This is a genomic window from Pleionea sediminis, from assembly GCF_007570825.1.
GTDB classification, from domain to species: domain Bacteria; phylum Pseudomonadota; class Gammaproteobacteria; order Enterobacterales; family Kangiellaceae; genus Pleionea; species Pleionea sediminis.
The window spans coordinates 81193-107104 of record NZ_SUNB01000002.1; the positions used below are offsets into that span (position 1 = coordinate 81193).

A 25912-nucleotide genomic window follows, 5' to 3' on the forward strand; every position below is an offset into this window, starting at 1 on the left:
AAGCGACCTCAATTAATGACTCATAGACATACATAAAAAATTTGGCAAATTTTCCAAACTTGGCTTCTAAACACTTCCGAGTATTTAAGACAACCAGATTGAACTTATTCGTCCAAACAGCACGATTAAAGAGATAGTTTGAAGTCTACCCAGAATTTAGGCAGCCCCTTTGTAGATTTGGTCTTAAATTTTTAGAATTTTCACATCAATTATTGAGTAATCGATACGAGTTGGCTCAATGTCTGCTCAAACGCTTCAACATCATGAGTACCTTGTTTCAAAAAGGCATTTATTTGATCAATTTTCTCTTTGGCTTTATCTGCCTCAGGATCATTCCCTTTTTCATACTCACCAATACGAACCAGCAACTCTATTTCTTTATATTTTGCCATCCATGATCGAATTTGATTCGCCGCTTGCGAATGGTGTTTCTCGGAGACCTGTCCCATCACACGACTCACACTGGCCAAAATATCAATCGCAGGATAATGTGCTGCAGAAGCAAGATCTCTTGATAAAATAATATGACCATCAAGAATGGACCGAGTTTCATCGGCGACCGGCTCGGTCATATCGTCGCCTTCAACTAATACGGTATAAAATGCCGTAATAGAACTTTTATCCGACTGCCCAGCTCGCTCCATTAATTGTGGAAGCGCGGCGAAAACGGAAGGCGGAAAACCACGTCGAGTTGGTGGCTCACCGGCAGCCAATCCGATCTCACGCAATGCCCGCGCATATCGCGTTACAGAATCCATTAATAACAAGACTTTCTTTCCTTGATCTCGAAAATACTCAGCAATTGAAGTTGCCACTAAGGGAGCTTTTGCTCTCTCCATAGACGTTTTATCGGACGTCGCAACAACAACACACGATTTTTTCCGGCCTTCCTCACCCAGATCATGGTCTAAAAACTCTCTTACTTCTCGACCACGCTCACCAATAAGCGCAATGACAACAACATCAGCAGATGCGTTTCTTACCATCATTCCCAGAAGTGTACTCTTGCCACCACCTGCCGCAGCAAAAATACCCATTCGCTGACCTTCACCACACGTCAACATACCATCAATCGCTTTGATTCCAAGAGAGATTGGTCGATCGACGAGTTTACGGGTTAATGGATCAGGAGATGCATTGGTTACCGGCACTTGCTCGACAGATTGTCGTGTTGTGTTTGGTTCACTTCCGTGATCCACTATGTTTCCTAGCCCATCCACAACCGAGCCCAAAAGATGATCACCGACATCGATTAAATGAGGCCGCCCAGTTGGAACAACCATGGTTTTATTCGACAAGCCATGTACCGGCCCCAAAGGAGAAAGTAAAACTTGTGAGCCATCCAGCCCGACCACTTCCGATAAACAATAAACTTCCCCACTCGGCGATTTCAATTCACAAATTTCCCCGACTTTCACATTTCCGATCGTAGCATGAATGATCGTACCCGAGACTTTTATTACATTACCGTACTTTTGGCAATGAGGCTGCTCTGCAATCAATTTATTAATACGATGGTGAGAATTTTCCCAGTCCTCCTCAAGCTGTACCATTGATTCATCGAGTGATTGATTTACCTGACTTAATACTTGTTTATAATCAATACTCATCACGTCACCTAAATACTAATTCGTCCGATCGCCTGAACATTAATGTCCTTGGTCAATTCTTGAAAAGATAGAACGGGTAAATCGTAAACGTCGGACTCAATCAGTTTACGAACGTAACGACGAATATCCATAGCGACCAGCAAAACAGGACGTCTTTCCATTAATTTTAAATCACCAACAAGCTCCATAATGCGATCGACCATTTTCTTTGCAATACCAGGATCAAGAGCTAAATAATATCCCGCCGAAGTCTGTCGAATCGCGCCACGAATTTCTTCTTCGAGCCCTTGCTCGAGTAAATAAGTTGGTAAAACAGTACTTCCAGAAGAATATTTAAAACAAATTTGTCGCTTTAATCCGCCGCGTACATATTCGGTTAATTGCACAACGTCTTTCTCTTTTTGTCCCCATTCTACTAGGGATTCAAGAATCACTCTTAGATTGCGAATTGAAACTTCTTCAGACACCAATCTTTGAAATACTTCTGAAATACGCTGAATAGGAATTACTCGTTGGGCTTCTTTTACCAATTCACCAAAATGCGGTTCAACTTTATCGAGTAAATATCGACTTTCTTGAATTCCGATAAATTCTTCAGCGTACCGTCGTAGAACAAACGCCAAATGATAAGTAACAACTCTATCCAATGTCATATAAGAAAGATTGTTGTCCTCTAGTTTATGCAGATATTCTTTGGCAACCCAAATACTCTTTGTACCAGGTAAAAAGGGGTCTTCTTCGGTAAATTCAATTTCCGCCAGCTCTAATGCTTCCACCGTTTCTGTAACCAGTACACATCCGGCTAATAATTTTCCAGTCGATACCGGGATTTCCTGATGAAGAATACAATATTCCGATTCTTTTAAATTATCATTGAACCGTAAATGAACGCCGGGAAAAGGAACGCCCAAGTCAAGATATAAAGCCTTTCGTACCTGAGCCAACGCGGCGTTTAATTCAGTTGCATCTAAAACCGTCTCTAACCCAGTCGCAACATCAACTAATAATGGAATCGTTAATGAAAAATCATCCGACCCTTGCGCAGCTTGTCGAGCCGATGCTTTCTTTGACTCTTTAGAAGCTGCCGCAGCTGACCCACTATTCTTGGCCAAAATTTCGGGAAGTGACTGTGAACTCTCGCTACTCTTTCGGGCTTTTCGACTCAACCAAAATCCGCTAACGCCTAACAATAATGACAAGAAAATAAATACGATTGTAGGAAATCCTGGGATGATCGCGAAACCAGCAAGTAAAGCCGATGACACATACATGGCTTTTGGATGAGCAGTTATTTGACTACCGATGTCATTTCCAAGGTGAGTATCTTTTTCATCATCATCCGCATTCGAACTCACCCGCGTAACAATCATTCCTGCGGTAATTGAAATGAAAAGCGCTGGAATTTGAGCAATTAATCCATCGCCAATGGTCAGAATAGAATAAACCTCTAACGCTTCACCCGTTGACATATCTAATTGTGCGACACCAATTAATATACCGCCAAATATATTGATAATGATAATAATCAAACCGGCAATGGCATCCCCTTTGACGAATTTCATTGCCCCATCCATGGAGCCAAAAAGCTGACTTTCTTTATTCAAAGATTCACGCTTATCTCGAGCTTCTTCAATGTCAAGCACACCCGCACGCATATCACCGTCAATACTCATTTGTTTTCCGGGTAAAGCATCCAGTGAAAAGCGTGCACTCACCTCAGCGACTCGTTCTGCACCTTTGGTAATTACTAAAAATTGAACAATCGTAATTATCAGAAATATAATCATTCCGACAACAAGGTTTCCGCCAACTACAAAATTGCCAAACGTGGTAATTATTTCGCCAGCATCACCATCCATGAGTATGAGCCGGGTTGTCGTTACTGACAGCGCTAACCGAAACAAAGTGCTTAATAATAAGATCGCGGGAAAAGCGGAAAACTCTAAAGCAGACTTCATATAGACCGATAACATTAACAGCAAGACCGCAATTGCAAAGTTAAAGGCTATAAGTCCATCAACCATTTCCGTTGGTAATGGTAAGACCATCATAAATATAATAGCTATCAATAAAACAGCTAACGCAAGATCCGATCGCTGACTTAAATTAGCTAATAGATTTTTCATCATTACTTTCCAAACTTTGAATCAATGAGAGATACAACTTATGAGCTCGTCGAGCTCCGACTTTATCGTCAGCTTTCCAACGAGCTTGACTCAAACAATAATAAACTGCCGCACGCTGTTCACAGGTCAACTCCCCTTTTGCTAATAACAGATCAACTTTATCTTCAAGTTTTATTAATTCGCCGGTTTTGGTCCACGCCTGACAAAGCATTAAACCGCTAGTGATTGACTCACCAAATACCGACTCTACCAACTCTAACAAGGTAATTGCTTTTTGAGGCTGCGCATACTCCTGCTGCAATTGGGCTTGCATCAATAACCACTCACGCATTATTCTAATCAAATCCTTTCTTTAGATGACGACTCAAGCCGAGACTAATAAATTTTTTTGTACTCTTTGCTGAACAGCCAAGCTAGCTAACTCTTCCAAAATACTTTTCGCCGATGTTTTTAAATCGTCAGGAACCGATTCTTTGAGAGACTCCAACCAAGTTAAAACCTCAACTGCCTGATGATCGGATTTTGCATCCATTAACTTTCGATAATCCGACTGATCAGGACAGCACACTTTATTGACTAATTGTTCGCCTTTATCACGCTCAAATATCTGAGACAATCGAGAGCGTTGCACTTCGCCATTAAACAATAGACGATTCTGTAATGGCGCATGATACTCAGGCGTATCGATAGATTCAAAATGTGAAATTTGACTCAAGCCAAATTGGAAATCTGAATCTCGTGAAATACCTGATGGTATTAAGTTCGTCATTTCCTTCCCCCAATTCTTAATGCTCGCATGTTCATATACAATCGACCAATTATCATTATTATTGACGCTGGGTTAAACGTGCTTTGTTATAGGCTGACCAAGTGTCCTTTAAGACGATTCATTCTGTCATAAACTAAATTAATATGCGTAAATGAAATATCATGCCGTTCAATAAACTTGCGAAAAACCGGTTTTCCTTGAAACAGATGAGCAGAAATCTTCATTGGCTCAATTCGTTGTTCAAAGTTAATACCACAAATAGCTAATGTCTGCTCCTCCACTGGCAATATCTGACACATCATTACTGCAGACATTTGTTCTGATTGAGGGTCATAGCTCAACTCAAACTGATGTTCACCTTCAATAGTTACCGCAATAACATTCGACGACAAGTGATGCGTCGTTAAAGTAATACCAATGTCTCGTAAAAACAGAGCGACTTCTTGTAAAACCCAATCAGGCATTATCAGCCTCCCGACGAGCAGAAACATCGGCGTAATTAGACAAAAGCGTTATACACTGTTGTCGCTGATTAGGATCCGAATAAATATGCTCAGGCAACAAAGAATAAATTCGTTTTAATTGCACCCCTAAAACAGCCTTAGAAGCGTCTTCGTTCATGCCTAATTCTTGAGCAATCTGATTAACAACTTTTTTATCGACCCATTGCGCCATCTGCAAAGAGATCACTTTTTGACAGAGCGTGTTAATTAATCTATCTCGCTTTAACGTTGATTCGGATTGTGCCTTTTCTAAAACGCTCGCGATCTCCAAACATTGATCGTAAACGGCCATCAGCGTTTTCATTAGACTCATCCCTTTCATAAGGCCTACCAAATAAGCCTTTTCAATTCCACGGCCTCCAGCATGATACTCTGCCGATAATTTCATCATCGATGGTTTTATGCCATCGACTAATCCTTCTTCACCGTACAACTCCGACAGACTTGTCCACAGGTCAGAAAGATTGGTTAGCTTAATAGAATCACTGGATTCAAAAGTCTCACGAGCTTCAGTTTTGTCCAACGAGCTTAACTGGCTTTCCGCGATCATTCGATAAGCATTAGTACCAATAATAACTTCGTGACTGTTCTCGTAATCAGCGAGCAACTCATCTATTTTATGCTGTACGCTCTGTTTAGAAACAGCGTCTCCTTGCTGGCCTAACTCCTGTCGCATCCACAAAAGAGCAATATATTGCTGTGTTTTATCTTTTGAAAACCCTTTGAGCCAATCCGTTAAATAGCCTCCGATTTCCTTTTCCTGACGAAGATGATGCAAGCAACCCTCGATTTCCGCCAATTTCCCATTATCGAATGCCGCTTCTGCAAGTTTTCTTAGTACATGGTTCCGTGATTCATTTAACTCACTTCCGCCTTTCACTTCTTTGGATTTACGACGTCTCAGGGAAGCTAACGAAAAGCCGAGTTCTTCAAATGCAGACTGAGCCTGCTGAAGGATCGATTGTGCAGGCGTTGAAAGCTGCGCTTCACCTTTGGCGGATTGGGCTGAGGATTGCACTGAAGACGCGGAGTTTACCGTATCTGCAGCAAAAGGATTAACTTGAATCACCACTAGTACGCTAAGATAATTTATCGTACTAATGATGATATAAACATTCAGAACCGGGACTTTTAAAAAATGATAATCAAATTATCAATTACAGCTTTTTAAAAACAGTATTAAAAATACGACTTATTAGAGTGTTTGCTGGCGAATTTCAGCCTTCAAAATACTTTCTTCTTCTGACGTCAGTGAACGTCGATTAATCAGAATGCTCATCTCATAACGGTCATTCTGTGTTCCAAACCGATTAAACTTCATCCCGAAAGTTTCGGCTTTTCCATACAAAGCACCAATACGATTATTCTTGAGGGCTTCAGTACAACTTGATACTGATCCACATCCAACAAATAGATAACGATTAACATGTTGCGACGTTATCCAACGATTTATATCGCTTCCTTCACCTTCTGAGACAAATCCAATGGAAGCAATCTCTTGAATCGGTTGGCCTTTGCTCAATGGAATTATTGTTCCTTGCTCCTTTGACCAAATCAAGAAATGCATTAACAAACGATCGTAGGTTTCAACAACATTGACATGCCTTTTCTGAACATTCGATAAAGGCAGTCCAATAACCACATCCAACGTTCCGGAAGACAGTCCGTGGAATAATGATTCACTATCCGTCGAAACCAAATGTGACGGCGTTAGAAATTGATTCTGGGGTGATGCAAAAACTTTTTCAACAACTTGACTTGCGCGCTCATCTTGTGCCAATACTCCAATCCTAAGTGTTGGAGCGAGTTTTTCGTAAGGTTTATCAAACGACGCACAACTGGAAATCATCAAAAAAGCTATGGCTAGTAGTGACTTATACAACAAAATTATTCTTCGCATTATCTCTGACTTCTCGCCTCTGATGGTGAACAACCGTATTTCGCCTTATAAGACTGTGTGAAATAGGATTGGCTGGAAAAGCCAGCTTCAATCGCAATATCAATTATTTTTTTCTGTGTCGTACGTAATTGAATATCCGCATGACGCAACCGCTTATCATTAATCCAGGCTTTGGGTGACGTCCCACCAAATACTTTTAAGAATGTCAGCTTAAATGCAGTCAAACTCAATCCATATTCTTTCGCGTATTGCGCTAAAGACCAATCATTTAATACATTTTGCTCAACAAACTTACGAAATCGCTCTTTCGCTGGGTCACAGGCTCCTAGTAAAATAAAAGCCAATAAATGCCCTTTTCCCCCGGTCAATTTAAGCAATAGCAACTCTTCGAGTTTCAACGCATAAAGGGCATTATCTTCATAAGCACTAAACACATTGAGCGTATGAAATGCCATTCGCGTAAGATCGCATTCAGGAAAGACGATTAGGTCATTCTTCTGCGCTAAAATATAAGCCAAGGCTTCTTTATTCTTGCTGTATCGCGACACCACAGAACCATAACGTTCATTAAACCGAGAGATCATATCGAAAGAAAACGTTATTCGATTGATGGAAGCTGATTGTCGATGATTATTTTTCACGACCAAAGTTCCTGCTTCATGTAACAGCAGGCTTTGTCCAACTTCAAGAATTCGATTACCCGACTCGAATGATACGGTAATACTACCGTTCTCAATTAATAGTAAAGTCAATGGAGACGTGACATCGATATCGACTTCAGTGTTGGTATGTAACGTAAAATGCGTTGAGTGAAATAAATTTCCACATTGATGTCGCTCTATAGCAACACCTTGTGTCAACTCACCAGGATCCAGCATGAGGTTCACAGCGCTCATAACTTATTTATCCCCAAAAAAATTATTAATTACGCCAACTAGTTTTATTACTATAAATTGGCCTTTCAAAACCTTTATTTAAATATCCGACCCCTATCGGTTATCTAAATGCCTCTTGTCTAAACTGTTCTTGCCATAGCTTCATAAGCTGATGATTGCTCACGGTGCATTCCATCCACGAGTGAAGCGATATTATGATAGATGCTCTCTAACGCACTAAACTGCGAGTTAGCTAAGCTTCCTTCCTTTTCAAGAAATCCCGCAATCCCATCAAATAAAGCATTCATAGCTTCATGATCCATCTGCATTTTCTCTGCTTCATTTGTTAAGTATTGAGCTTTTGAATGCATAAAGCTTTCAATGCCTTTGCCAAACAACATATCGGAACTCAAAATTCCCATGGCCATCTGAGTGATCCCCAAATTGCGCAATTCATCTGCAGCCTTATCTTTTGCTTCTTTAATTTTTTGTGCATATTCGATGGTATGCTCGTGTTTTTTAATGGCCGTTTCTAACTGAGAGACATATTTATTAATCCGAATCTCAACTTCCGTCTCCTGAACTTCCCGTAACAACTGCCTCATTGATTGATTTAAATGTTCGACTAATTCATACAAAGGACTTTTTTTCGCGAAAGATGCCAAAAACTCATCGACTGCTTTTTCTGGATCGGGTAATGATTGATTCACTTTAGTTGCTGCCGTTAAGTCATAAGGATCTTGAACATCTACGACCTTTCCTTCATCAGTTAAACCATCAGAATTGAAGACTTTATTCGCCGAATTAGCTTCGTCACTAGACTCTATCGATGTATTTTTTTGGATTGTGCCACTATTAATGGACGTGATTGATTCTGTCATTTCGATTTCGCCTTTTTATTGTTTCGTTTTCATTATGCGACATTCACAGATAACTCAACTCCAATCTATGCGATCGTAGTTTGTGCTATTCTTCGAGAGGTTGAACCATTATCTTGAATAATTTGATTAACTATGTTCATTAAGTTATTAACTGGCTGAACAATCGCATTAACCATAAACTCCTGTAATAGTTCAATCAGCTTATTAATAAATTCTTGCTTCGATATCGTACTTTTCAGTTCTGCTTCGAGTTCCATTATTTGCTTTTGCAGTTCCGCCACTTGTTTGTGATCATCCGCTCTTACCGTATTTAAATAGCCCTGATAACTTTGATTGGCTGAAGCTGTCACTATCGCAGCTTTACCAAAGTAGGAACGATTCAACTTCATAATGTGATCCACTTTGTCGATCTTCGATTGCTTCAAAGTCGCTTCAGCCGCATCATCAGCTCTCCGTTTACCTACAGCGGCGGCTTGCTCTGCTATTGATTTTTTCAAAAACTCAGGGTCTTTTTGTAGTTGATTCATCGCTCTTTTCACCGAGCTCTCTGTCATTTCTCGACTGACTTGCTGACTACTGGAGCTCGTAAATAGTTTTTTATATAAGTAACGAGCTGTATTTGAGAGATGATGATCAATTGATTTTGCACTTTTAAAAGCCTGCTCGGTCGTTTCACGATAAAGTTTATTGGCACCATTTTTTAAGGTTCCCATTAACCCTTTTTTTGCAACTTGTTCTGTCGCTTCTTGTGCACCTTTCTTTGCTCCCGCAGCAGCGCCAGCTGCGGCAGTTCCGGCGCCATAAGAAGATAAAACAATGCCGGCTACGAGTAATCCAGTCGAAGCATTCCGTAGCGTTGATTCAAGTTGAGCATCACCACCGGTCATGTTGATTACTTCGGCTGCAATTTCACAGGCTCCGCTGGCAACCAATGCCGCTCCACCCGCGATAAGCGCAGGCTGACAGGTCAATACACCAGCGGCTAAAGTAATTGCTCCACCGATTGCTGTAACCGCTGGAAAAATAAATCCCAACGCTCGACCAAACTTACTTTTTTCTTGCCGTTCTTTTAATGCTTGTTGTGCTTCGTAAGCTTCTCGTCGACGTTGCTCAACTTCATTAGACTCTCTTAGTTTTCGTTCGAGTAATGCTTTCATTGCTTTTCGCTTGGTGCCAAGTTGCTGTTCAATACTTTCAGCAAAAGCTTCCATATTTTCGGATAAGTTGGTTAAAGCAATAATCAATACTTCATTTAATCGACCACGCTCCTCAAACTTTGGCTTTTCCAAGGGAATAAAACTACCTGTGTTTTTCAGGTTGTCGAGGTTGTCATTTTTCCCTTTACGCAAAATTTCACGTTGACGAGTAATAATTTCCTTCGTTTCATCGAATAAAGTCTGTATATCTTGCGAAGTATAGTTAGACGCCTCAACAGTGCGAGTACTTAAGTCAATCATTATTCTGTAACCTCTTTAATACTCGATAACTTATTATTCAATTGAATTATTCGGTCTTGAGCTTGTTTGTGCCACTGACCAAAATCGTTTGATTCTTTACACATTGCTAAATAATATTTATATCCGTTAGCAGCTTCTTTTAATTGACCTAGTTCGTACTGGCACTCAGCCGCAAAATAAATAGCATCATTTTTTTTCGGATCAACAACAAGAGCGTAACTAAATGCTTCACCCGCCGAGCGAAAATCACCTAATGCTTTTTGCACGGCACCAAGTCCAATAAAGTACTTACTTGACATATGCTCAGCCATACATAAAAACTGAAAAAGCTTCTTTGCGTCTAACAAATTGCCGGCCTCATACATTTGGTACGCCAGTGTATAAAACGACTCTAGTTGTTCTTCATCAAGTCCTAATACATCACTTAAACTTCCACCAGAATTTAAATAGTTATGCCACTCGCTTTTAATTTCAGTAGGCAGGTCAAATAAACTGACCATATTTTTATTTCCTTAGTTATTTTAGAATAACAATGAGTAATATTAGTTACACCTGAGCCAGTTTTGTCATCATTGCTGCGAGCTGCTTGTTGTAGCCATTCATCGCTTCAATCAAATTATTGAAACGCGAATGCGTATTTCTAAATTCAGTACCCAATTGTTCTGTTAAAGAGGTTAAAGTCCTAACTCTAGTTCTTGCTTTCTCCATAGCTTGCGTAAACGTAGTACTATCGACCGCTTTCCGATTGGTATAGTGATTTTCATCTCGATATTTCCACTCCCAACCGCCAATGGCGCCAATATCAATATTATCGCCATGCCCATAATAGCTACCTTTGCTGTTATCATTACCTTTATTTTTTATCCACTCTGTAATTTGAAATCCAGAGTCAGACATCAAAGCTTTAAACTCAGAATAAACTTCGTTGATGTATTCAAGACCAGCTCCCTTTTCGGCACTGTGATTAGAAATATACTTATATCCACTTCCCCCAAAATTAGGTAACCCAAGTAAGTCACCCCAATCGAAGTCAAAATCAGGTGGTAATGGAGACTCTTCTATTAATTGGGGGAGACGATTTTTAATAAATGAATCAAGTGACGAAGGCGGTGCCATACGTTTTTCTTTAACTGAAGACTGCCAGTCATTATCGGTCCACCAACTTTCAGGTCTGGAATACTTGACTTTATTTTGATATCCCTCTTGATAAAAGAATAACTCTGGCTTATTGGTACTATTAAATTCTTGTTCGGCCCATTCATCAAGTAAAGCAACCTTTTGAGTCACAGAGTTGAGCATTCCTACTTTGGCATTCATTGCTTCTATTAATAAAGTTGCTAACTCAAAACCGACTTGTTCATTTTCTAACTCAATTAAATTGCCCGAGTCCATTTTTTGAACAACGCGACCCGAGTCATTGACAAAAAAAACACCTTGAGCAATATCTGCTCGCATTTGATTACGCAAATTTACCATTGCCTGATTCACTCTTTCGGTAATTTGCTTTTGTGTCAAACTGTTATCTTTATAGATTGCTGCTATCGCTTCTCGCTCGTCATCATAAAATCCATTGGCCTCGAATCGTAAAGTATTCGCACCATGGCCCAATACTTTTAGCAAAAAGTCAGGCCGTACTTTATTACCCTCAGCAATATCTTGATCCGATGTGCGAATATCCCCACCATTTTCGTCATAACGCCACTCTGCAGATCCAAAACGCCATGGGGTCATATCCGGTGTAATATTTGTCATAAACGAGAGTTCCTATTTTTTTATTTTTGTTTTCTTTATATAAGCTAGTTAAACTTGCGCTAACTTCGTCATCATTGCAGCTAGCTGCTTGTTGTAGCCATTCATCGCCTCTATCAAATTATTAAAGCGAGAATGAGTATTTCTGAACTCAGTACCTAATTGCTCAGTTAAAGAAGTTAATGTTCTAACTCGGGTACGAGCTTTCTCCATCGCTTGAGTAAAGGTTGTACTATCAACCGCTTTTCGATTGGTGTAGTGATTTTCATCGCGGTATTTCCATTCCCAACCACCAATCGTTATGTTATCGCCATGATCATAATAGCCTCCTTTACTATTATCATTTCCCTTACTTTTGACCCAATCTGTAATCTGCATACCAGAACCAGACATAAGATTCTTAAATTCAGAATGAACAGAATTGATATAACTCAGACCGGTTCCTCTTCTTCCAGTAGAGTCAATGCGGTCTTTCAGAAATTTATCAAGCGATGATGGAGGTGCAGGACGAGTCTCATCTACTCTAGACTGCCAGTCGTTATTCTGATCAAATATATTCCAAGGTCTCGAGTATCTAACTCTTTCTTGGTAACCCTCTTTATGAAACATCAACTCAGATTTATTCGTCTTATTGAACTCTTGTTGCGCCCACTCATCGAGCAATGCAATTTTTTGTGTCACGACGTTTAATTCAGCCACCTTTGAATTCATTGACTCAATTAACAAGGTCGCTAACTCAAAACCAACTTGTTCATTTTCTAGTTCAACTAAATTGCCAGAACTCATCTTTTGAACCACACGGCCAGAATCATTGACAAAGAAAACTCCGTTGGCAATATCGCGTCGCATTTGATTTCGCAGATCCACCATCGCCTGATTTACTTTTTCGGTAATTTGTTTTTGCGACAAGTTAGAATCTTTATAGATAGCCGCAATAGCTTCTCGCTCGTCATCGTAAAAACCATTCGCTTCAAATCTCAGAGTATTCGCACCATGACCTAATACCTTTAACAAAAAATCAGGCCGTACTTTATTCCCTTCAGCAATCGCTTCGTGTGAAGTTCTAATATCTCCACCATTTTCGTCATAACGCCACTCAGCCGATCCAAATCGCCACGGAGTCATATCCGGAGTTATGTTTGTCATAAATGCTCTCCCGAGTTCAATAATTTCAAATTGAAATATTTAAACAGCATTAGGAACAAAGAAAGGTTTCTTTTGTTTGGTTAATGCTGAATCATCATTAAAAGGTTCAAACTTTTCTGCCAAAATTTGCTTTGCTTGCATCATTTCTTTTCTAGCTTCCTCATTCATCTCATCAATAGATTTTTGAGTAAGAATAAACTCAGCCCGACTGATTGTTTTCTCGTGTTCATTCGCCGCTTGTTCTCGGTCACGCTTAACCGAATTTAAAATTGAACTCGACTTTTCTGTTAATTTTCGACACTCCTCAAGTATCTCAGAACGTGAACCCTTCAAACCAACCTCCAACCTTCGTAGTCAATGAATGAATAAAGCCATGTTAATATTTCACATAAAAATTATCTTTAATTGATAACACCAATGTGAGCTGTAGAATTTACCAACGATTTTTTATAAATCAGTCTTTCATCTTGTTAACCGAGTTAAAAAGAAAACAACACTATCTTTTAAAACTATTCTCAATGTAGAAACAATCAAACGCTCTAATCAAACAAGCGTTTTACAAATTCAGAATACGACTGTTCACTAAATAGTTATAAAAGGATTTAATAAGTTAGCAGAAGAGCATGAGATTCTAATAACACTGATGTTGAACATTGATAACACTGACGTTGAATTTCAAAGCGCGGCAATTATGTCACCACAATATACCGCCGCCTAGAATTTTTAGGTCGGACCACACTAAACTGTTCAGCCAATAGCCTTAATGCAATTTAGAAAATTTTCTATCGATAAAACTTTAGTAAATAACTCGATTTATAAAAATAGATAACTATTTTCGAAAACTTTCCTTTTATTTATTCAAGACAATAAAGAAACAAAGAATTAATCATAATGGTTTAACAGCTTTCAATGGATCTTTTATATCTTACTAAGCGCATTAATAAAGATTTTGAATGCTCAATTTCTGAAGTTGATGATGGATACTTCATGCCCTTAATGCATGGTTTATCAATCCGAATCTATGAACAACAAGATCAAATCGTACTATGGACAGAGTTCGACCTATCTTTAAGTACAACAGAAGGTATCGATACGCTGACCCACTTAATCGCTCAAACATTCGGTTGGCGAGGACAATCTCTATCGATTGCTTTCGATCAACATTATCTAGGTGTACAAACATTAACAGACGGTAATATTACCTACCAATTATTCACGGAGCTTTTGGAAGCCCACATTCAATATTGTGAAACTTTTATTGCACCCATTAATCATTTTGAGCAAGGAAACATCAAACATGCATCGCTATTGTCATAATCTTAGTCGATTATGTTTGCTTCTTTTCGCGCTATGGCAAATAACAAGCTATTCACATGCTCAACAAGCCTTTGAATACTATGGAGAGAAACAACCGCTGAAAGATGTAATAACAGCGATAGCAACACATGCAAAACAAGGTGTAGTGATTGATGAATCCATCGACCAAGAGTTTAATGGTCTAATCAAGAGAAAGAATGTTACCGAGGCATTAAATTTTTTAGCCGCAACTTATGATCTCATCTGGTACTCCGACAATGCGACATTATTTGTTTATCCAATCAATCAAAAGATGTCGAAAATTTTTCGTTTAGCGAATACCGATGCCAACCAAGTGAAAAAAACCATGTCATCACTTGACTTATGGGACAAACGCTTTGATTTTCGACAAGTGAATGGCGGCAGTATGATTTTGGTTTCTGGTCCACCACGTTATTTGGAACTTATAGAAGAAAGTATTGCGATGCTCGAGCAAAGAAACTCATCACTTCGGGCCGACCAACTCGATATACGTGTATTTCAGCTTCGCCATGCTTCAGCAGAAGATAGACGAGTCACAGTAAGAAAGCAGGAGACAACATTACCTGGTATTGCAACCATTATAAAAGCTCTTCTTTCCAATCGCAGCAATGGAAGTTCGACTGAAGGGTCGAACGAATCTCCTATTAACTATAATATAGTGGATATCCCAACGAACAGTGAGAATACATCAGAAGAACAACTTTCAAAAACAGACTCGGCTAAAAACGTCATAAAATCTAACGCTATGTTTAATGCTGCAATCAATCGGTCCTCTCAATTCAGTTTGCCACATCCTCAAGCAGCCGTGTTCGCAGAACCATCGACCAATACAGTTATTGTTCAAGATTTTCGTTCACGTATGCCTCTTTACGAAACTTTGATTCAAAATTTAGACGTACCAAGAAAACAATTGGAAATTAGTTTACTGATTATCGATCTCAGCACGAATTCACTCAGTGAACTCGGTGTCGACTGGACGATTTCTCGACAAAACGTAGAAAGTGGTACAGGATTATTAGAATTAATTTTACCTGGCGCCAACGCCGCGAGCAGCGAACTAATCGAACAAACCAATATTGACTTTCTTGCTAGAGTTACCGCACTGGAATCGCAAGGCAAAGCACGCGTTACCTCTCGACCCGCCGTTGTTACTGAAAATGGTGTTGAAGCCATTTTGGATAACAGTGAAACTTTCTTTGTACGAATTCAAGGTGAACGTGTCGCTGAACTGGAAGAAATTACTTATGGTACTCTATTACAAGTAACACCTCGAGTCATCGAGCAGAATAGCCCTTCCTCGATTTATTTAGACGTTAATATTGAAGATGCCAACCGTTTAATTGATGGTGGCATAGAATCACTCCCAACGATAAGAAAAACACAAATAAACACAAGAACGGCAGTGCCAGATGGCGCATCATTATTAATTGGAGGTTATTATCGAGATGCTCGTAGTGCAAACAACGATTCCGTTCCAATATTAAATAAATTACCACTCGTCGGTTCCTTCTTTGAGCACAAAGGAGAAAACAGTTCTCAGCTTGTTCGGTTATTTATGTTGAGTCCACGTATATTAACCCGTCATGCTTACGAATCTAAGGCAGCTAATGAAAATATCCTCGATTTATCATTAGAACAACAAATATTTAATGTTTCCGACTTATCGAATTTCAATCCCGATTTGCAAGCACTAAAACCATCAACACCATGTGAGTTGGCTTATAAAGCTCGCGAAAGACGTAACTGGTTTATTGAGAAAGGGTATGCTGCGGCGATCAGTCGTTGTAAAACAATTAATGACGATATTGGCTACCGTGTTTTAACGAAACGTTGTACATCAACATCTTATGAGGGACGATGTCAATGAATACCACTACCTGGAAATTAATAATCGCAAATACGGCTCACGCAGGAGCAGAGGTGTATTTAACCTCGAGTATGCACCTCGGAAGTGGTGAAGAGCACAACGACATAGTGATTGATGATCCATCCATTCCTGAGCATTTTTTTACATTGGCTCTCACAGATGATGGGATCAGAATAGATCAATTAGATTCAAATTACTGTGTGGTCTGTCTAGGTCACTCTATTACTGAAGATCAATTGCTACCCATGCAACACCTTATACAAGTCGGTGACTTGCTGTTTGCTCTTGCAGAAGTTGAAGATACCTGGTCGGAAGTAATCTTAAATCAAATTAACAACTGTCAGAGTGGGAAAAGTGCCCCCTCCTTAAACTGGTCTCAATGGGTCATTGCTCCTGTACTGAGTGTATTAGTTATGGTGCTATTTATCGATCGTATCTACGAAAATGAATTTTCCGACTGGTTAGGAGTTACAGTTGGACTCTCCTCACCGGAAACTCATCATCCAAACAATGAAGCCACTCCGAATAAATTGACATACGACGCCGACAGTTTGATTCAGGAAAAAAACATTCATCCAGATCATCAACTAATTTTAGGGCTAACTCAGTTCTCAGCCATTGAGAGCTATGGCCCCGATGCAAGAGGTTATTTCACGATACAAGGCTATGTCGAACAGGAAGCTGATCGTGCATTATTACAGTACTTACTTAAAGAGAAAAGTGCTCCCATTCATTTCAAAGTCTACAGTTACCAACAAATGGTTAACTCGGCTCATTTGATCGCAAAAAACCTCGGCCTTGATGCCAACGACATTGCCAAAGATGAAAAACCAGGTAGCTTAAAAGCTATCGTTGACGGCCGTTATACCCAGCAATGGGAAGTCGCAAAAAAAACGATGTTAAGAGATATTCCAGGACTAAAAAGCTGGCGAATATTAATTCCTAAAAAACTCAACCCTATCGACGAACTTTCTAGTTTACTAAAAGAAGAAAATTTACTCTCTTTACTCACATTAACATCAAACGATAGTGAAATTACTGCTACAGGAACTCTGACGAATAATCAGCAGAAAAGATTACTCGATGTGATTAAGAATTTTAGAGATATGATGGGCGATAGTCCGTCGATTCGATACCAAAGGCCAATTATTGAAGACTCGGCTCCTAACATTAAAGACTTGGATATTGTAGCGGTTCGTTCTGGCAATACTCCCTATATCACTCTAACGGATGGTAGTCGCTACACGATCGGCGCCAAACTTCCTAATGGCGACAGCCTGTATAGAATATCAAGCGGCCAAATATCAATACTATCAGACGGGAAACTCATAGCGGTTGAATATCTAAATAAGACCAAACCAGAATGGGCTCATCAACCGAATACACACTAATTATTAAACTTATTATCTAAAAAAAGAGTAAGCGCTATGACATTAACGACATCAATCAATGCTCATTTAATTTCTGATGACCATGCAATAAACAATGAGCTATTTTTAACAGAGCAAAAGATAATCATTGAAAACACCTTGCGGAAACCGCTCGAAAAAGCAGAGTTTGAGAGTCAGCAGCGGCTTATCACAGCAATCAACTCAGCAATTTCAGTGATCGAAAAAGCTAAAAATATAAAAATGCATTCTTAAATATAAAGTGCATCTCACTTTTATTTTTTAAAATTAAACCACAACTCTATTTAGGAGCATTACCATGGCTTATACCGATATTAACAATGGCTTTACCATAACTACAGCTTCACAAAACTTATCGCCAGCAGCAGAAAGAGCGAATAATAAGTTAAACGAAGCAGCCCAAGATCTCGCAACTAGCCCGGATGATCCCGCAAAACTCGCGAACTTTAATGCAGCTGTTTCCGAATGGACGGTCATAATGAACTTGGTTTCCTCAATTCAGAAAAACCTAAAAGACGTTATGTCATCTATCGTTCAAAAAATGTAGGTAAAACATGTCTGAATTACATAAAGCTTTAGCAGAATCCGCCGTAACGGCACTATTCATAGGCGCGCAAAATGATGCAGACAATATTATTGCTGCACTGAATAACGAAACTATCGAACCGGAAGTTTTAATGAGTCTGAGTGCTTTATCAGCAATCAATACAAGAGATAATAAAAAAGCAATCAACTTACTAAAATCTTGGTGCAATCAAAATGCAGCTTCACAACCTCATGCATTACTAGCTCTCGCTTATTGGCAAGAACAACAAAAAGATGACTGCGCACAAATGTGTAATAACTTATTAAGTTCTAACGCTGATGATAGTGTAAAAAGCATGGCAAATTCGCTATTACAAGAACTTTCTTAATGAGAAATTCAGGAATACCACTATGGAACCCATAAGCGAAATATCACAAGTTACACTTAATAACGATTCTCTTGGAGAACAAACGAGTGGCTCTCTCGATGCCAGCATCAATGGAGAAACTGATTCACTTGGTGACAGATTCTTAAAAATGCTAGGCGACACTAAACAACATATTGGCGAGAAATCGGCAGAAATCCAAGAAGCCCTCACCGTTGAGCACATTTCACCAGCAGAACTATTAAAAGTACAATATGAACTTGCTGAAATTGCTATTCAGCAAGAGCTTATTTCAAAAGGCGTTTCTAAAAGTACTCAAAACGTTGATACACTATTAAAGGCTCAATAATGAAACTGAAATGTATTAGTGTCTTATTAGTGACCCTCATTGTATCGGCATGCAAAGTCGAGCTTTACACCGGGCTTGGTGAGCAAGAAGGTAATGAGATGCTGGCACTGCTATTATCAGAGGGAATAAGTGCCTCAAAAACCAATGGTAAAGGCAATACTATTACGTTAGAAGTTTCAGAGTCTCAATTAACTCAAGCTATGGAGTTATTGTCACAACACTCCTATCCAAGACAACAGTACGCAACTATTAATGAAGTTTTTCCACAAGGCGGATTAATTCAATCGGAGCAAGCGGAAAAAGCACGCTATCGTTACGCAATGTCGCAAGATCTTGCTGCGACAATTTCCAACATTGATGGCGTTATTACTGCTCGTGTTCATCTAGTTATTCCTGAGAAAGCTAAAGGTAACAAGCGATTACAAATGAAAGAAACTGAGTCCGCTAAAGCGTCGGTGTTCATCAAACACAATCAAAGCGCAACGATAGAGCCCTATATTCCGCAAATTAAAACGATGGTTGCCAACGCAGTTCCTGAGCTGAACTATGAAAACATTACCATTGCTGTTTTTCCTAGTATGCCAAATTATCGTACAGGAAACTAATGTAAGATTAGGCGACATTTTTATAGTTTTAATTAACGTTTACTACCGTTAAATAAAGAGATGATCCTATGACAACAAACCCGATACCGTCTCGATCTGACTTTATAGTCAGATTAAAAGACGCGTCTTTCCGGCAATTGCTGATGATGAATGGACAATCATCGAGCTGGGTTCATCCGAGTTGGTTCAACGAAAATTATGCCAAATGCAACACAAAAATATTAAATACTCCAAAAGCTCAAATAGCCCTCAAGAACGACCTGAGTATAAAAGCTCTTCCGGAAGAAGTTCTAACGTTTAAATATCATAGTTTACTTTTTGCTACTCAGGACGATCTTATGAAAACATTAATGACCTATGGTCTTTGCTGCTATTTTCAGGACATTAAGAATATTGTTTTACGAAAGGAAAAAAAGATACTCCAAGAATTCATTGCCCCCTGGCGGATGAAGATTATTACTCATAATCTGCCACTACTCGTAAAAAAAATCCCAGCAGAGTTTTCATTATGTGCTAATACACTTCCTTGGAAAAGCCTGATTCAAGATCCTGAAAACTTTGTAAATAAAATCTCTCAAGAAAAACATACATCATACTTATGTAGGGTACTTGCTTTATTAGGTTTATCCTTAGTCTATAAAGCCGAACTTCTTCATCAAGAATCTGGCGATAATATAAAAGGTAAAGAAGTAATAAGAAACTGGCTTCATTGTCTTTGCTTGAGACTACCAAAGCCAAGCTCTGACCTATGCAAAATACTTGAAAAACTTCTGGATGATAAATCCATGGATATCGAAAAAAGCCGGGGATTGCCCTTACTAATGGACAAAATGTCTAGATTATTGGACTTACCATGTTAATACCAAAAACTATTCAAATAAAAGACTCCGTCAATCTAAAGACTCAGAACATAATTAAACACTCTGAACTCCAAAGTTTGTTGCAAGCAGAAGAGCTTCTCAAAGAAGCTAAATCAGAAGCAGAAAAAATAAGACAATCAGCTTTCGAAGACAGGGAAAAAAGTATCGCATTAGGATACCAGGAAGGTTTAAAAAATGGACACGAAGACGCGATTCAACTCCTACTTAAAACTCAAAAAGACTGTATTAACTTTATTCAAGGTCAAGAACGTTTATTGGTTGAAATTATTAATGATGCTCTAGAACATATTCTTAATAAAATGGATAGAGCATCCTTAGTCGGTAACACGGTTAGACACTTAATCAATCAAAAACAAAGCAATGAGCTATGCAGTTTAATGGTTCACTCTCAAGACTTAGACGCTGTATCAACTCAAATGGACTCAGAGCCACCACTTTTTGATCTTGTTGATGTTATTAAAGATGATACCTTGAGTCCTGGGCAGTGCATGTTAAAAACCCCCGTAGGAACATTAGAGTCAAGCATTGATACTCAACTAAACAGTTTAAGAAAAATGCTAGAACAAGAAACTGTCAACACAAAATAAATATTGATAAGACGATACGATGAATGGACATGAAGTGAGTTCAATTTTGCAGTTGCTCACCCAATTCTCAAGTAAAACTCAGGATATCGAAGATGACTCAACATCTTCTCCTGAAATTATTATTTATCGTAAAAGCACGAAAGCCACTCAGGATGTTCGTACGTTTCCTTCGGATATGGTATGTTATCAAACAAAAAACTACTATATATGTATTCGAATCTCTACCGAAACAAACTCGAGTCTTCATTTTAAAAATAAAAAATCCGAAGCGCCTGACGATCCTGAAGGATATATTGAGTTACTGACACTCAATCTTCCCGCTCAATCAATATCTTCCGACATCAAAATCAATCAAAATAAGGAACTTTCTACATTAGAAAACAAAACTCAATGTCCAATATCATTTGACACGTTTCCTAGAAAGATTGAACAGTTGATCGATACCCATCTGCAAAATATCACAGTTCATCAACTTGCAGCTCGGCTTTATATGGATCGAAGTCGGCTTTATCGGAAGGTTAATGAAATATACAACGAGTCTCCTCAAAAGTTGATACTGCGAAAAAGATTAATTGCTGCAGCCAAACTTTTAACATCGGAACCCACTTTCACAGACAGTATAGGAGAGATTGCTTACCGCTGCGGTTTCAACAATTTGTCGTATTTTGCACGAGCATTCAAAGAAAAATATGGTCAAACACCCTCTGAATATCGAAACAATTTGTATTACTAAAATCCTTCATAAATTCCCTTTAAATTTTTAAGCTAAAGCTTCTCCATAGCCTCAATAATTCTCTGATACGTATCTTTTATATTTTCATTATTCGGCTCTAGAGCTATTGCTTTGGCAATAACAGATTTAGCATCGCTCAACTGCTGACTTTTTAACAATGCGTAAGCATAATTATTAAAGTACGCCGCCTCTTCTACACCTCCTTTTATTCCCAATGCGTACCATTTTAGAGACTCTTTCAGATTACTGCTCAAATAGTGATTACCGAGCAAAAAGTAAGGTAGCCAATAGTTCGGCCATTGTTTTGTCGCTGTTTTTAGAGCTTTAACCCCATTAACTCGCTGATTAGTCGATATTAAATCGTGCGCCGCACTCGTATAAACAAAAGAATCAAAATACCGGCTGGATTTATCAGGAGGAACGATTGCTAGTAACCAAAATTGACCTCGTTGCCAGGTACGTTCAAACACATCAAATGGAATTTCATAATCTTTATACGTCCCAGAATATAAAGTAAATGATTGCTTTTCTAAGTCGTAACCAACAACAAGTGCATAATGCCATTGTGGAAACCATGATATCGAAAGGTTTTGAAAAACGATAATCGGTTTATTATCACTCACCAATTGAATAATATCATTCAATTCACCTCGAGTTTGATAGGCTAAATATCCTTTCGAACGCGCTGCTGCCACCAGTTCAATTTGAAAGGTACCTTCTTTTTCAGGTACGAACATAAGAGGAGCAACCTCTTCAGGCGACACAGTGTTACCGTAAAATGATAGTGCTTCTGCTAACACGGTCGGCCCGCAGTAAAACTGCTGTTGTGCATAAAATGGCACTCGCTCAATATAATGACGTTGATTAACTGGCGGAGGATTTGTTTGAAGTGCAAGTGTCTGTGGGGGCGTCGCACACCCCCAAATCATTAAAAGAAAGCCCACCAAACAGCAGGCTTTAAACAACTGTAACAATGGTACGTTTAATTACTATCAATGGGGCGAATAAATGGGTAAACATCGGTGACGCCTAATAAATCGAGCACTGCTATCACTAGCAAAACAGTAACAATCGCTCCTGCAACACCTTGCCCCGCAGGCAAGTCCTCTAATTGATTCTGAAACTCAACTAATTCCGCATGAGTCATATTAGCAATACGAGCTTTAGCGTCTTCTGGGTTAACCCCTAATGCCATTAACTGCTGTTGCACTTGTTCGGTGTCCACCATCGCTATCAACTGCTGTTGGCTTATGAGTCTTTGTTGCTTAGCCATTATTTGATCGGACGAAATTACATCGGCATACGACCAGCTAACAGCAGAAAAGAAAAAGAAGCCAGTGATACATTTAGCAATCTTATGGAACATAAATACCCCCAAATTATTTGCGATTGTGAAAAAGCTCTGCCTATAGCTTAGCTCAAATCTTACCAAATCGAGAGCTTTCCTGAAACTATAAGTCTCTGTGACGGATTTTGCACTGCCATATCAAAAGGGTAGCAAGTAATTAATGAGATACGGTATTCGTTTGTATCAACGTCAGGACGCGAGACAGCATCGACGACTCGAATATCATCGATATCAAAATTCCAAACGTTGCCGTCTCTCATTTCAATGCGAATTCGATCGTTAATCCTCAAGGTATCCAAATTTCGGAAGTGAGAGTCACGATGAGCCGCTATTAGACTGTTTCCTTGTTGTCCGGGTAAAAAATTTGGTGTCACCAACCCTGGGCCAAACGCCAGGCTCTCTCCACTCGCATCGGCCAATACAATCCAAGACTCAAGTGCTAGATATTCAGGATAATGTTGACGAAAATCGCTAAAAGATTTTCTTAGCACTGTCATTTTAAACACGGGCCAAGTATCTGCCCAGGGCCAGGGTTTTACCTGCGAACCCTTCTGTTTATTTAGTGATAAAGTATCAAAGTCTTTTTCATAACGCTTACTACTTAAAGCTTCACTTATTTTTAACTGAGGTTGATTTGAGCCAGCTAAAGTTTCTTGCCAGGATAATACCGTTTCCTCCCAGGCTTGCTGCAGTAACACTTGCGATAAGGCGCCTTTAGCCAAATAATAAATGGGCTGCACCAAACCAATTAATGCAACGAGAATCAATAAGCTTCCAAAGAAAAGAGCCAAGTTACGCATCGTGTTTTCCTTGGTGTGTCGAGTGCTTTTTAATTCTCAAAGCAAGAATAATGACGCAACCCATCAATAAAATAAATAATGCATACTTCGGTGGTACGACAATATTTAAAGCGGTTTGAGGGTATCTTAGTGCGTTGCTCGCACTACCTTTAGGAACAACGCCTGCCACTTGTTTGCTTTTAAGTATTTCCGAGGTTCGACTCGGTGTCTTATCTACAGCAATTAAGCTGGTAAACCGACTCATTAAATGAAACTTTAAAGCAGTTTGTGTCGCATCCTGTCGGCTTTTATCATTCAGTCTTCCATGTAATGATTGATTCATAATCGACGCAATTTTTTGTCTGGCCCAGAGCTTTGCAATGCCCGGTTTGGATTCTGAAGAGTTTAATGTTAAATGCGTTTGCCATAATTGATCCGCCAGTTGTCCATGGATATCCACACTTCCCTGAACATCATTAACCTTTGCTTTGATCCAGAGCGGCTCTCCAGCATACAAATCAGGTACCCGCTTAGGCCACACATCGGCATTGACATGAGCTGGCCAGTTAATTTTGATATTCGTTAATACCGGCTTTTCAATCTTGGAGAACAACGCTTCCATCTTTTCCTTGGCTGTTTGATGATCACCAATAAAAGTAAACGTTCCTCGGCCAAACTTAGCCACTCGTTTCATAAAAAATTCATTGGGAGCCGATCCAATACCGACTGTAAATAATCGACTTCGCCCTAATTTAGATTGGATTAACCTGAATAACTGAGCTTCATTACTGATAGCTCCATCGGTTAAAAAGACAATCTGCCTCACCAAGTTATTAGAGTTTGTATCTAACAAAGCTTTACTCATTGCCGAATACATCTCGGTTCCACCACCCGCGTCTAAACCATCAATGTAACTTAGCGCATCACTTAATCGCTCCGAACTAAAAGCTTTGGACGACGGATATAATGCATCGGTTCTATTATTAAACTCAATGACATTAAACCAATCGCCTGCCTTTAACGTTTTTACTCCAGCGACTAACGCTTCTTTGGCCTGCCGAATCGACTCTCCAGACATCGAGCCTGAAGTATCTAAGACAAAAATTAACTCACGTGCCAACTGAAGAGAATCGTCTTGAACTTTCGGTGGAATCACGAGCAAACTAATATACTGCTCTCCCTCAAATTCTTCGCCGAATAATGCAGCACGCGGTAATTGTCCTGATTGAAACTTCCATTTCAGGATAAAATCTCGGTCAGCTTTATTAATGGAATGACTCAGAGTGATTAAACGAGAACTGGGCGAGCGATAGTGTTTAGTCAGCTCATGTGTGGAACTCTCGACATAATCGATCGATAAGCCCGCCTCTAAATTCACAGTCAGGCTGACATTACCACCTTCAGACTGACCATCTTTTTGCGGAAAGTTCATTTTCTTGACATCGCTGGGAGACCATTGAAAACCGTTTTTTAAATCACCAAAGTCTTCAATAAGTTTACTTGATGGCGTGTAGCGCTTGGTCATAGTCATTGGAAAACGAAAACTTAACTCGCCAAATTCATTGATTTCAATATCCTGTTGGTACTCTATTGTAACTTCTATTTGTTCATAGGGCCCAATATTGGCAATTCGATTAGAAAACACATTCGGACGATGCTGTTCAACGAGTGATGCTTTTTTGCCTGCCTTTTTTGCTTCCTGATATAAACGTTTTGCTTCTTTTTTCTCCCTTATCTCGCCGACTATTAGACGCTCTCCCATTTTGACCGTGAGCGCATCGACAGCTGACTTTTCTGGTAAAGGGAAAAAATAGGTACCTTCTACCCAATCGGAAGATTCATTCTTGAAAACCTGAGTAACTTTGGCCCTTAAAACCAGCCCTGAAACACTAAAGTCTGCTTTTGTATCAACCAGCAATGCCTCCTCTTGAGTTGAGTGCTCGCCTGTAAAGCGAAGGGTTCCACCTCCTAGTTCATCTATTGCGTATAAATTGATACACAACACGCTTAACAAAATAGAACATCGGCTGACCAAGTAGTTGAACATAATTAAGCACCTTAACGAATAACAGATGCTATCCATTAAACA

At 39.4% G+C, this 25912-nt stretch carries 29 protein-coding genes; 11 read left to right on the forward strand and 18 right to left on the reverse strand.

Annotated elements, in window-relative coordinates:
* Positions 1-209: 209 nt before the first annotated feature.
* From sctN to FAX86_RS10295, 14 genes are all read right to left on the reverse strand, one after another.
* Positions 210-1610: a type III secretion system ATPase SctN gene (gene sctN / locus FAX86_RS10230; protein WP_281286406.1), complete on the reverse strand. Its 1401-nt coding sequence runs from the start codon at positions 1608-1610 to the stop codon at positions 210-212.
* A gap of 8 nt (positions 1611-1618) precedes the next feature.
* Positions 1619-3739: a type III secretion system export apparatus subunit SctV gene (gene sctV, locus FAX86_RS10235; protein WP_164503537.1), complete on the reverse strand. Its 2121-nt coding sequence runs from the start codon at positions 3737-3739 to the stop codon at positions 1619-1621.
* Entirely contained in the window at positions 3717-4067 is a 351-nt protein-coding gene (locus FAX86_RS10240; protein ID WP_144393322.1) for a hypothetical protein, read from the reverse strand. Before FAX86_RS10240 ends, sctV begins: the two co-directional genes overlap by 23 nt.
* Positions 4068-4100: 33 nt before the next feature.
* Positions 4101-4505 carry a type III secretion apparatus assembly protein SctX gene (gene sctX, locus FAX86_RS10245; protein WP_144393323.1) on the reverse strand — a complete coding sequence of 135 codons (405 nt, stop codon included), beginning with the start codon at positions 4503-4505 and terminating at the stop codon, positions 4101-4103.
* 86 nt (positions 4506-4591) lie between these two features.
* Entirely contained in the window at positions 4592-4969 is a 378-nt protein-coding gene (locus FAX86_RS10250; protein WP_144393324.1) for a hypothetical protein, read from the reverse strand.
* Entirely contained in the window at positions 4962-6080 is a 1119-nt protein-coding gene (locus FAX86_RS10255) for a TyeA family type III secretion system gatekeeper subunit (protein ID WP_144393325.1), read from the reverse strand. The genes FAX86_RS10250 and FAX86_RS10255 overlap by 8 nt, the downstream gene beginning before the upstream one ends.
* Positions 6081-6203: 123 nt before the next feature.
* Positions 6204-6908: a hypothetical protein gene (locus FAX86_RS10260; protein ID WP_144393326.1), complete on the reverse strand. Its 705-nt coding sequence runs from the start codon at positions 6906-6908 to the stop codon at positions 6204-6206.
* The gene (locus FAX86_RS10265; protein WP_144393327.1) at positions 6908-7804 is read right to left on the reverse strand and encodes a helix-turn-helix transcriptional regulator; all 897 of its coding nucleotides are present in this window, start codon (positions 7802-7804) and stop codon (positions 6908-6910) included. The genes FAX86_RS10260 and FAX86_RS10265 overlap by 1 nt, the downstream gene beginning before the upstream one ends.
* Positions 7805-7923: 119 nt before the next feature.
* Complete coding sequence (locus tag FAX86_RS10270; RefSeq protein ID WP_144393328.1) at positions 7924-8664, reverse strand: hypothetical protein; 741 nt, start codon at positions 8662-8664, stop codon at positions 7924-7926.
* 65 nt (positions 8665-8729) lie between these two features.
* Positions 8730-10121 (reverse strand): type III secretion system translocon subunit SseC family protein, encoded by a 1392-nt coding sequence (gene sctE / locus FAX86_RS10275; protein WP_144393329.1) that lies wholly within the window; start codon positions 10119-10121, stop codon positions 8730-8732.
* Positions 10121-10621: a SycD/LcrH family type III secretion system chaperone gene (locus FAX86_RS10280; protein WP_144393330.1), complete on the reverse strand. Its 501-nt coding sequence runs from the start codon at positions 10619-10621 to the stop codon at positions 10121-10123. Before FAX86_RS10280 ends, sctE begins: the two co-directional genes overlap by 1 nt.
* Positions 10622-10667: 46 nt before the next feature.
* The gene (locus tag FAX86_RS10285; protein WP_144393331.1) at positions 10668-11873 is read right to left on the reverse strand and encodes a hypothetical protein; all 1206 of its coding nucleotides are present in this window, start codon (positions 11871-11873) and stop codon (positions 10668-10670) included.
* Positions 11874-11921: 48 nt separating this feature from the next.
* On the reverse strand, positions 11922-13016 hold the full coding sequence (locus tag FAX86_RS10290) for a hypothetical protein (RefSeq protein ID WP_144393332.1): 1095 nt from the start codon (positions 13014-13016) through the stop codon (positions 11922-11924).
* A 39-nt stretch (positions 13017-13055) separates the two neighbouring features.
* Positions 13056-13349, reverse strand: coding sequence for a hypothetical protein (locus tag FAX86_RS10295; RefSeq protein ID WP_144393333.1), 294 nt, complete (start codon positions 13347-13349; stop codon positions 13056-13058).
* Positions 13350-13925: 576 nt separating this feature from the next.
* Between FAX86_RS10295 and FAX86_RS10300 the strand changes: the two genes are divergently transcribed.
* The 11 genes from FAX86_RS10300 to FAX86_RS10350 all read left to right on the forward strand — a co-directional run bounded on the left by FAX86_RS10300 (position 13926) and on the right by FAX86_RS10350 (position 21696).
* Positions 13926-14333 carry a hypothetical protein gene (locus FAX86_RS10300; RefSeq protein ID WP_144393334.1) on the forward strand — a complete coding sequence of 136 codons (408 nt, stop codon included), beginning with the start codon at positions 13926-13928 and terminating at the stop codon, positions 14331-14333.
* Positions 14314-16221, forward strand: coding sequence for a type III secretion system outer membrane ring subunit SctC (sctC, locus tag FAX86_RS10305; protein ID WP_144393335.1), 1908 nt, complete (start codon positions 14314-14316; stop codon positions 16219-16221). Before FAX86_RS10300 ends, sctC begins: the two co-directional genes overlap by 20 nt.
* Positions 16218-17612, forward strand: a complete 1395-nt coding sequence (gene sctD / locus FAX86_RS10310) for a type III secretion system inner membrane ring subunit SctD (protein ID WP_164503538.1) — start codon at positions 16218-16220, stop codon at positions 17610-17612. The genes sctC and sctD overlap by 4 nt, the downstream gene beginning before the upstream one ends.
* A gap of 36 nt (positions 17613-17648) precedes the next feature.
* A complete protein-coding gene (locus FAX86_RS10315) occupies positions 17649-17864 on the forward strand; it encodes a hypothetical protein (RefSeq protein WP_144393337.1) in 216 nt (71 codons plus the stop codon).
* Positions 17865-17928: 64 nt separating this feature from the next.
* A complete protein-coding gene (gene sctF, locus FAX86_RS10320) occupies positions 17929-18177 on the forward strand; it encodes a type III secretion system needle filament subunit SctF (protein WP_144393338.1) in 249 nt (82 codons plus the stop codon).
* A gap of 7 nt (positions 18178-18184) precedes the next feature.
* The gene (locus FAX86_RS10325) at positions 18185-18544 is read left to right on the forward strand and encodes a hypothetical protein (RefSeq protein ID WP_144393339.1); all 360 of its coding nucleotides are present in this window, start codon (positions 18185-18187) and stop codon (positions 18542-18544) included.
* 22 nt (positions 18545-18566) lie between these two features.
* Positions 18567-18890 carry a type III secretion system inner rod subunit SctI gene (gene sctI, locus FAX86_RS10330; RefSeq protein WP_144393340.1) on the forward strand — a complete coding sequence of 108 codons (324 nt, stop codon included), beginning with the start codon at positions 18567-18569 and terminating at the stop codon, positions 18888-18890.
* A complete protein-coding gene (gene sctJ, locus FAX86_RS10335) occupies positions 18890-19495 on the forward strand; it encodes a type III secretion system inner membrane ring lipoprotein SctJ (RefSeq protein ID WP_144393341.1) in 606 nt (201 codons plus the stop codon). The genes sctI and sctJ overlap by 1 nt, the downstream gene beginning before the upstream one ends.
* Before the next feature lie 143 nt (positions 19496-19638).
* The gene (locus tag FAX86_RS10340; protein ID WP_164503539.1) at positions 19639-20355 is read left to right on the forward strand and encodes a SctK family type III secretion system sorting platform protein; all 717 of its coding nucleotides are present in this window, start codon (positions 19639-19641) and stop codon (positions 20353-20355) included.
* Positions 20349-20963 (forward strand): type III secretion system stator protein SctL, encoded by a 615-nt coding sequence (gene sctL, locus FAX86_RS10345; RefSeq protein WP_144393343.1) that lies wholly within the window; start codon positions 20349-20351, stop codon positions 20961-20963. Before FAX86_RS10340 ends, sctL begins: the two co-directional genes overlap by 7 nt.
* Before the next feature lie 19 nt (positions 20964-20982).
* Positions 20983-21696 carry a helix-turn-helix domain-containing protein gene (locus tag FAX86_RS10350; protein WP_144393344.1) on the forward strand — a complete coding sequence of 238 codons (714 nt, stop codon included), beginning with the start codon at positions 20983-20985 and terminating at the stop codon, positions 21694-21696.
* 32 nt (positions 21697-21728) lie between these two features.
* Here FAX86_RS10350 and FAX86_RS10355 read toward each other — a convergent pair whose 3' ends face one another.
* Genes FAX86_RS10355 through FAX86_RS10370 form a run of 4 tightly spaced genes read right to left on the reverse strand, consistent with a single transcriptional unit; the run spans position 21729 to position 25870 of the window.
* The gene (locus FAX86_RS10355; RefSeq protein WP_144393345.1) at positions 21729-22625 is read right to left on the reverse strand and encodes a PA2778 family cysteine peptidase; all 897 of its coding nucleotides are present in this window, start codon (positions 22623-22625) and stop codon (positions 21729-21731) included.
* 53 nt (positions 22626-22678) lie between these two features.
* Positions 22679-23062 (reverse strand): PA2779 family protein, encoded by a 384-nt coding sequence (locus tag FAX86_RS10360; protein ID WP_144393346.1) that lies wholly within the window; start codon positions 23060-23062, stop codon positions 22679-22681.
* A gap of 59 nt (positions 23063-23121) precedes the next feature.
* Positions 23122-23844, reverse strand: a complete 723-nt coding sequence (locus FAX86_RS10365; RefSeq protein ID WP_144393347.1) for a sortase domain-containing protein — start codon at positions 23842-23844, stop codon at positions 23122-23124.
* A complete protein-coding gene (locus tag FAX86_RS10370; RefSeq protein ID WP_164503540.1) occupies positions 23837-25870 on the reverse strand; it encodes a marine proteobacterial sortase target protein in 2034 nt (677 codons plus the stop codon). Before FAX86_RS10370 ends, FAX86_RS10365 begins: the two co-directional genes overlap by 8 nt.
* Positions 25871-25912: the final 42 nt, after the last annotated feature.

Coding starts and splice junctions, on each gene's coding strand:
- sctN (WP_281286406.1), bottom strand. CDS start 1,610: ATGAGTATTGATTATAAACAAGTATTAAGTCAGGTAAATCAATCACTC.
- sctV (WP_164503537.1), bottom strand. CDS start 3,739: ATGATGAAAAATCTATTAGCTAATTTAAGTCAGCGATCGGATCTTGCG.
- FAX86_RS10240 (WP_144393322.1), bottom strand. CDS start 4,067: ATGCGTGAGTGGTTATTGATGCAAGCCCAATTGCAGCAGGAGTATGCG.
- sctX (WP_144393323.1), bottom strand. CDS start 4,505: ATGACGAACTTAATACCATCAGGTATTTCACGAGATTCAGATTTCCAA.
- FAX86_RS10250 (WP_144393324.1), bottom strand. CDS start 4,969: ATGCCTGATTGGGTTTTACAAGAAGTCGCTCTGTTTTTACGAGACATT.
- FAX86_RS10260 (WP_144393326.1), bottom strand. CDS start 6,908: ATGCGAAGAATAATTTTGTTGTATAAGTCACTACTAGCCATAGCTTTT.
- FAX86_RS10265 (WP_144393327.1), bottom strand. CDS start 7,804: ATGAGCGCTGTGAACCTCATGCTGGATCCTGGTGAGTTGACACAAGGT.
- FAX86_RS10270 (WP_144393328.1), bottom strand. CDS start 8,664: ATGACAGAATCAATCACGTCCATTAATAGTGGCACAATCCAAAAAAAT.
- sctE (WP_144393329.1), bottom strand. CDS start 10,121: ATGATTGACTTAAGTACTCGCACTGTTGAGGCGTCTAACTATACTTCG.
- FAX86_RS10280 (WP_144393330.1), bottom strand. CDS start 10,621: ATGGTCAGTTTATTTGACCTGCCTACTGAAATTAAAAGCGAGTGGCAT.
- FAX86_RS10285 (WP_144393331.1), bottom strand. CDS start 11,873: ATGACAAATATTACACCGGATATGACCCCATGGCGTTTTGGATCTGCA.
- FAX86_RS10290 (WP_144393332.1), bottom strand. CDS start 13,016: ATGACAAACATAACTCCGGATATGACTCCGTGGCGATTTGGATCGGCT.
- FAX86_RS10300 (WP_144393334.1), top strand. CDS start 13,926: ATGGATCTTTTATATCTTACTAAGCGCATTAATAAAGATTTTGAATGC.
- sctC (WP_144393335.1), top strand. CDS start 14,314: ATGCATCGCTATTGTCATAATCTTAGTCGATTATGTTTGCTTCTTTTC.
- sctD (WP_164503538.1), top strand. CDS start 16,218: ATGAATACCACTACCTGGAAATTAATAATCGCAAATACGGCTCACGCA.
- FAX86_RS10315 (WP_144393337.1), top strand. CDS start 17,649: ATGACATTAACGACATCAATCAATGCTCATTTAATTTCTGATGACCAT.
- sctF (WP_144393338.1), top strand. CDS start 17,929: ATGGCTTATACCGATATTAACAATGGCTTTACCATAACTACAGCTTCA.
- FAX86_RS10325 (WP_144393339.1), top strand. CDS start 18,185: ATGTCTGAATTACATAAAGCTTTAGCAGAATCCGCCGTAACGGCACTA.
- sctI (WP_144393340.1), top strand. CDS start 18,567: ATGGAACCCATAAGCGAAATATCACAAGTTACACTTAATAACGATTCT.
- sctJ (WP_144393341.1), top strand. CDS start 18,890: ATGAAACTGAAATGTATTAGTGTCTTATTAGTGACCCTCATTGTATCG.
- FAX86_RS10340 (WP_164503539.1), top strand. CDS start 19,639: ATGATGAATGGACAATCATCGAGCTGGGTTCATCCGAGTTGGTTCAAC.
- sctL (WP_144393343.1), top strand. CDS start 20,349: ATGTTAATACCAAAAACTATTCAAATAAAAGACTCCGTCAATCTAAAG.
- FAX86_RS10350 (WP_144393344.1), top strand. CDS start 20,983: ATGAATGGACATGAAGTGAGTTCAATTTTGCAGTTGCTCACCCAATTC.
- FAX86_RS10355 (WP_144393345.1), bottom strand. CDS start 22,625: ATGATTTGGGGGTGTGCGACGCCCCCACAGACACTTGCACTTCAAACA.
- FAX86_RS10360 (WP_144393346.1), bottom strand. CDS start 23,062: ATGTTCCATAAGATTGCTAAATGTATCACTGGCTTCTTTTTCTTTTCT.
- FAX86_RS10365 (WP_144393347.1), bottom strand. CDS start 23,844: ATGCGTAACTTGGCTCTTTTCTTTGGAAGCTTATTGATTCTCGTTGCA.
- FAX86_RS10370 (WP_164503540.1), bottom strand. CDS start 25,870: ATGTTCAACTACTTGGTCAGCCGATGTTCTATTTTGTTAAGCGTGTTG.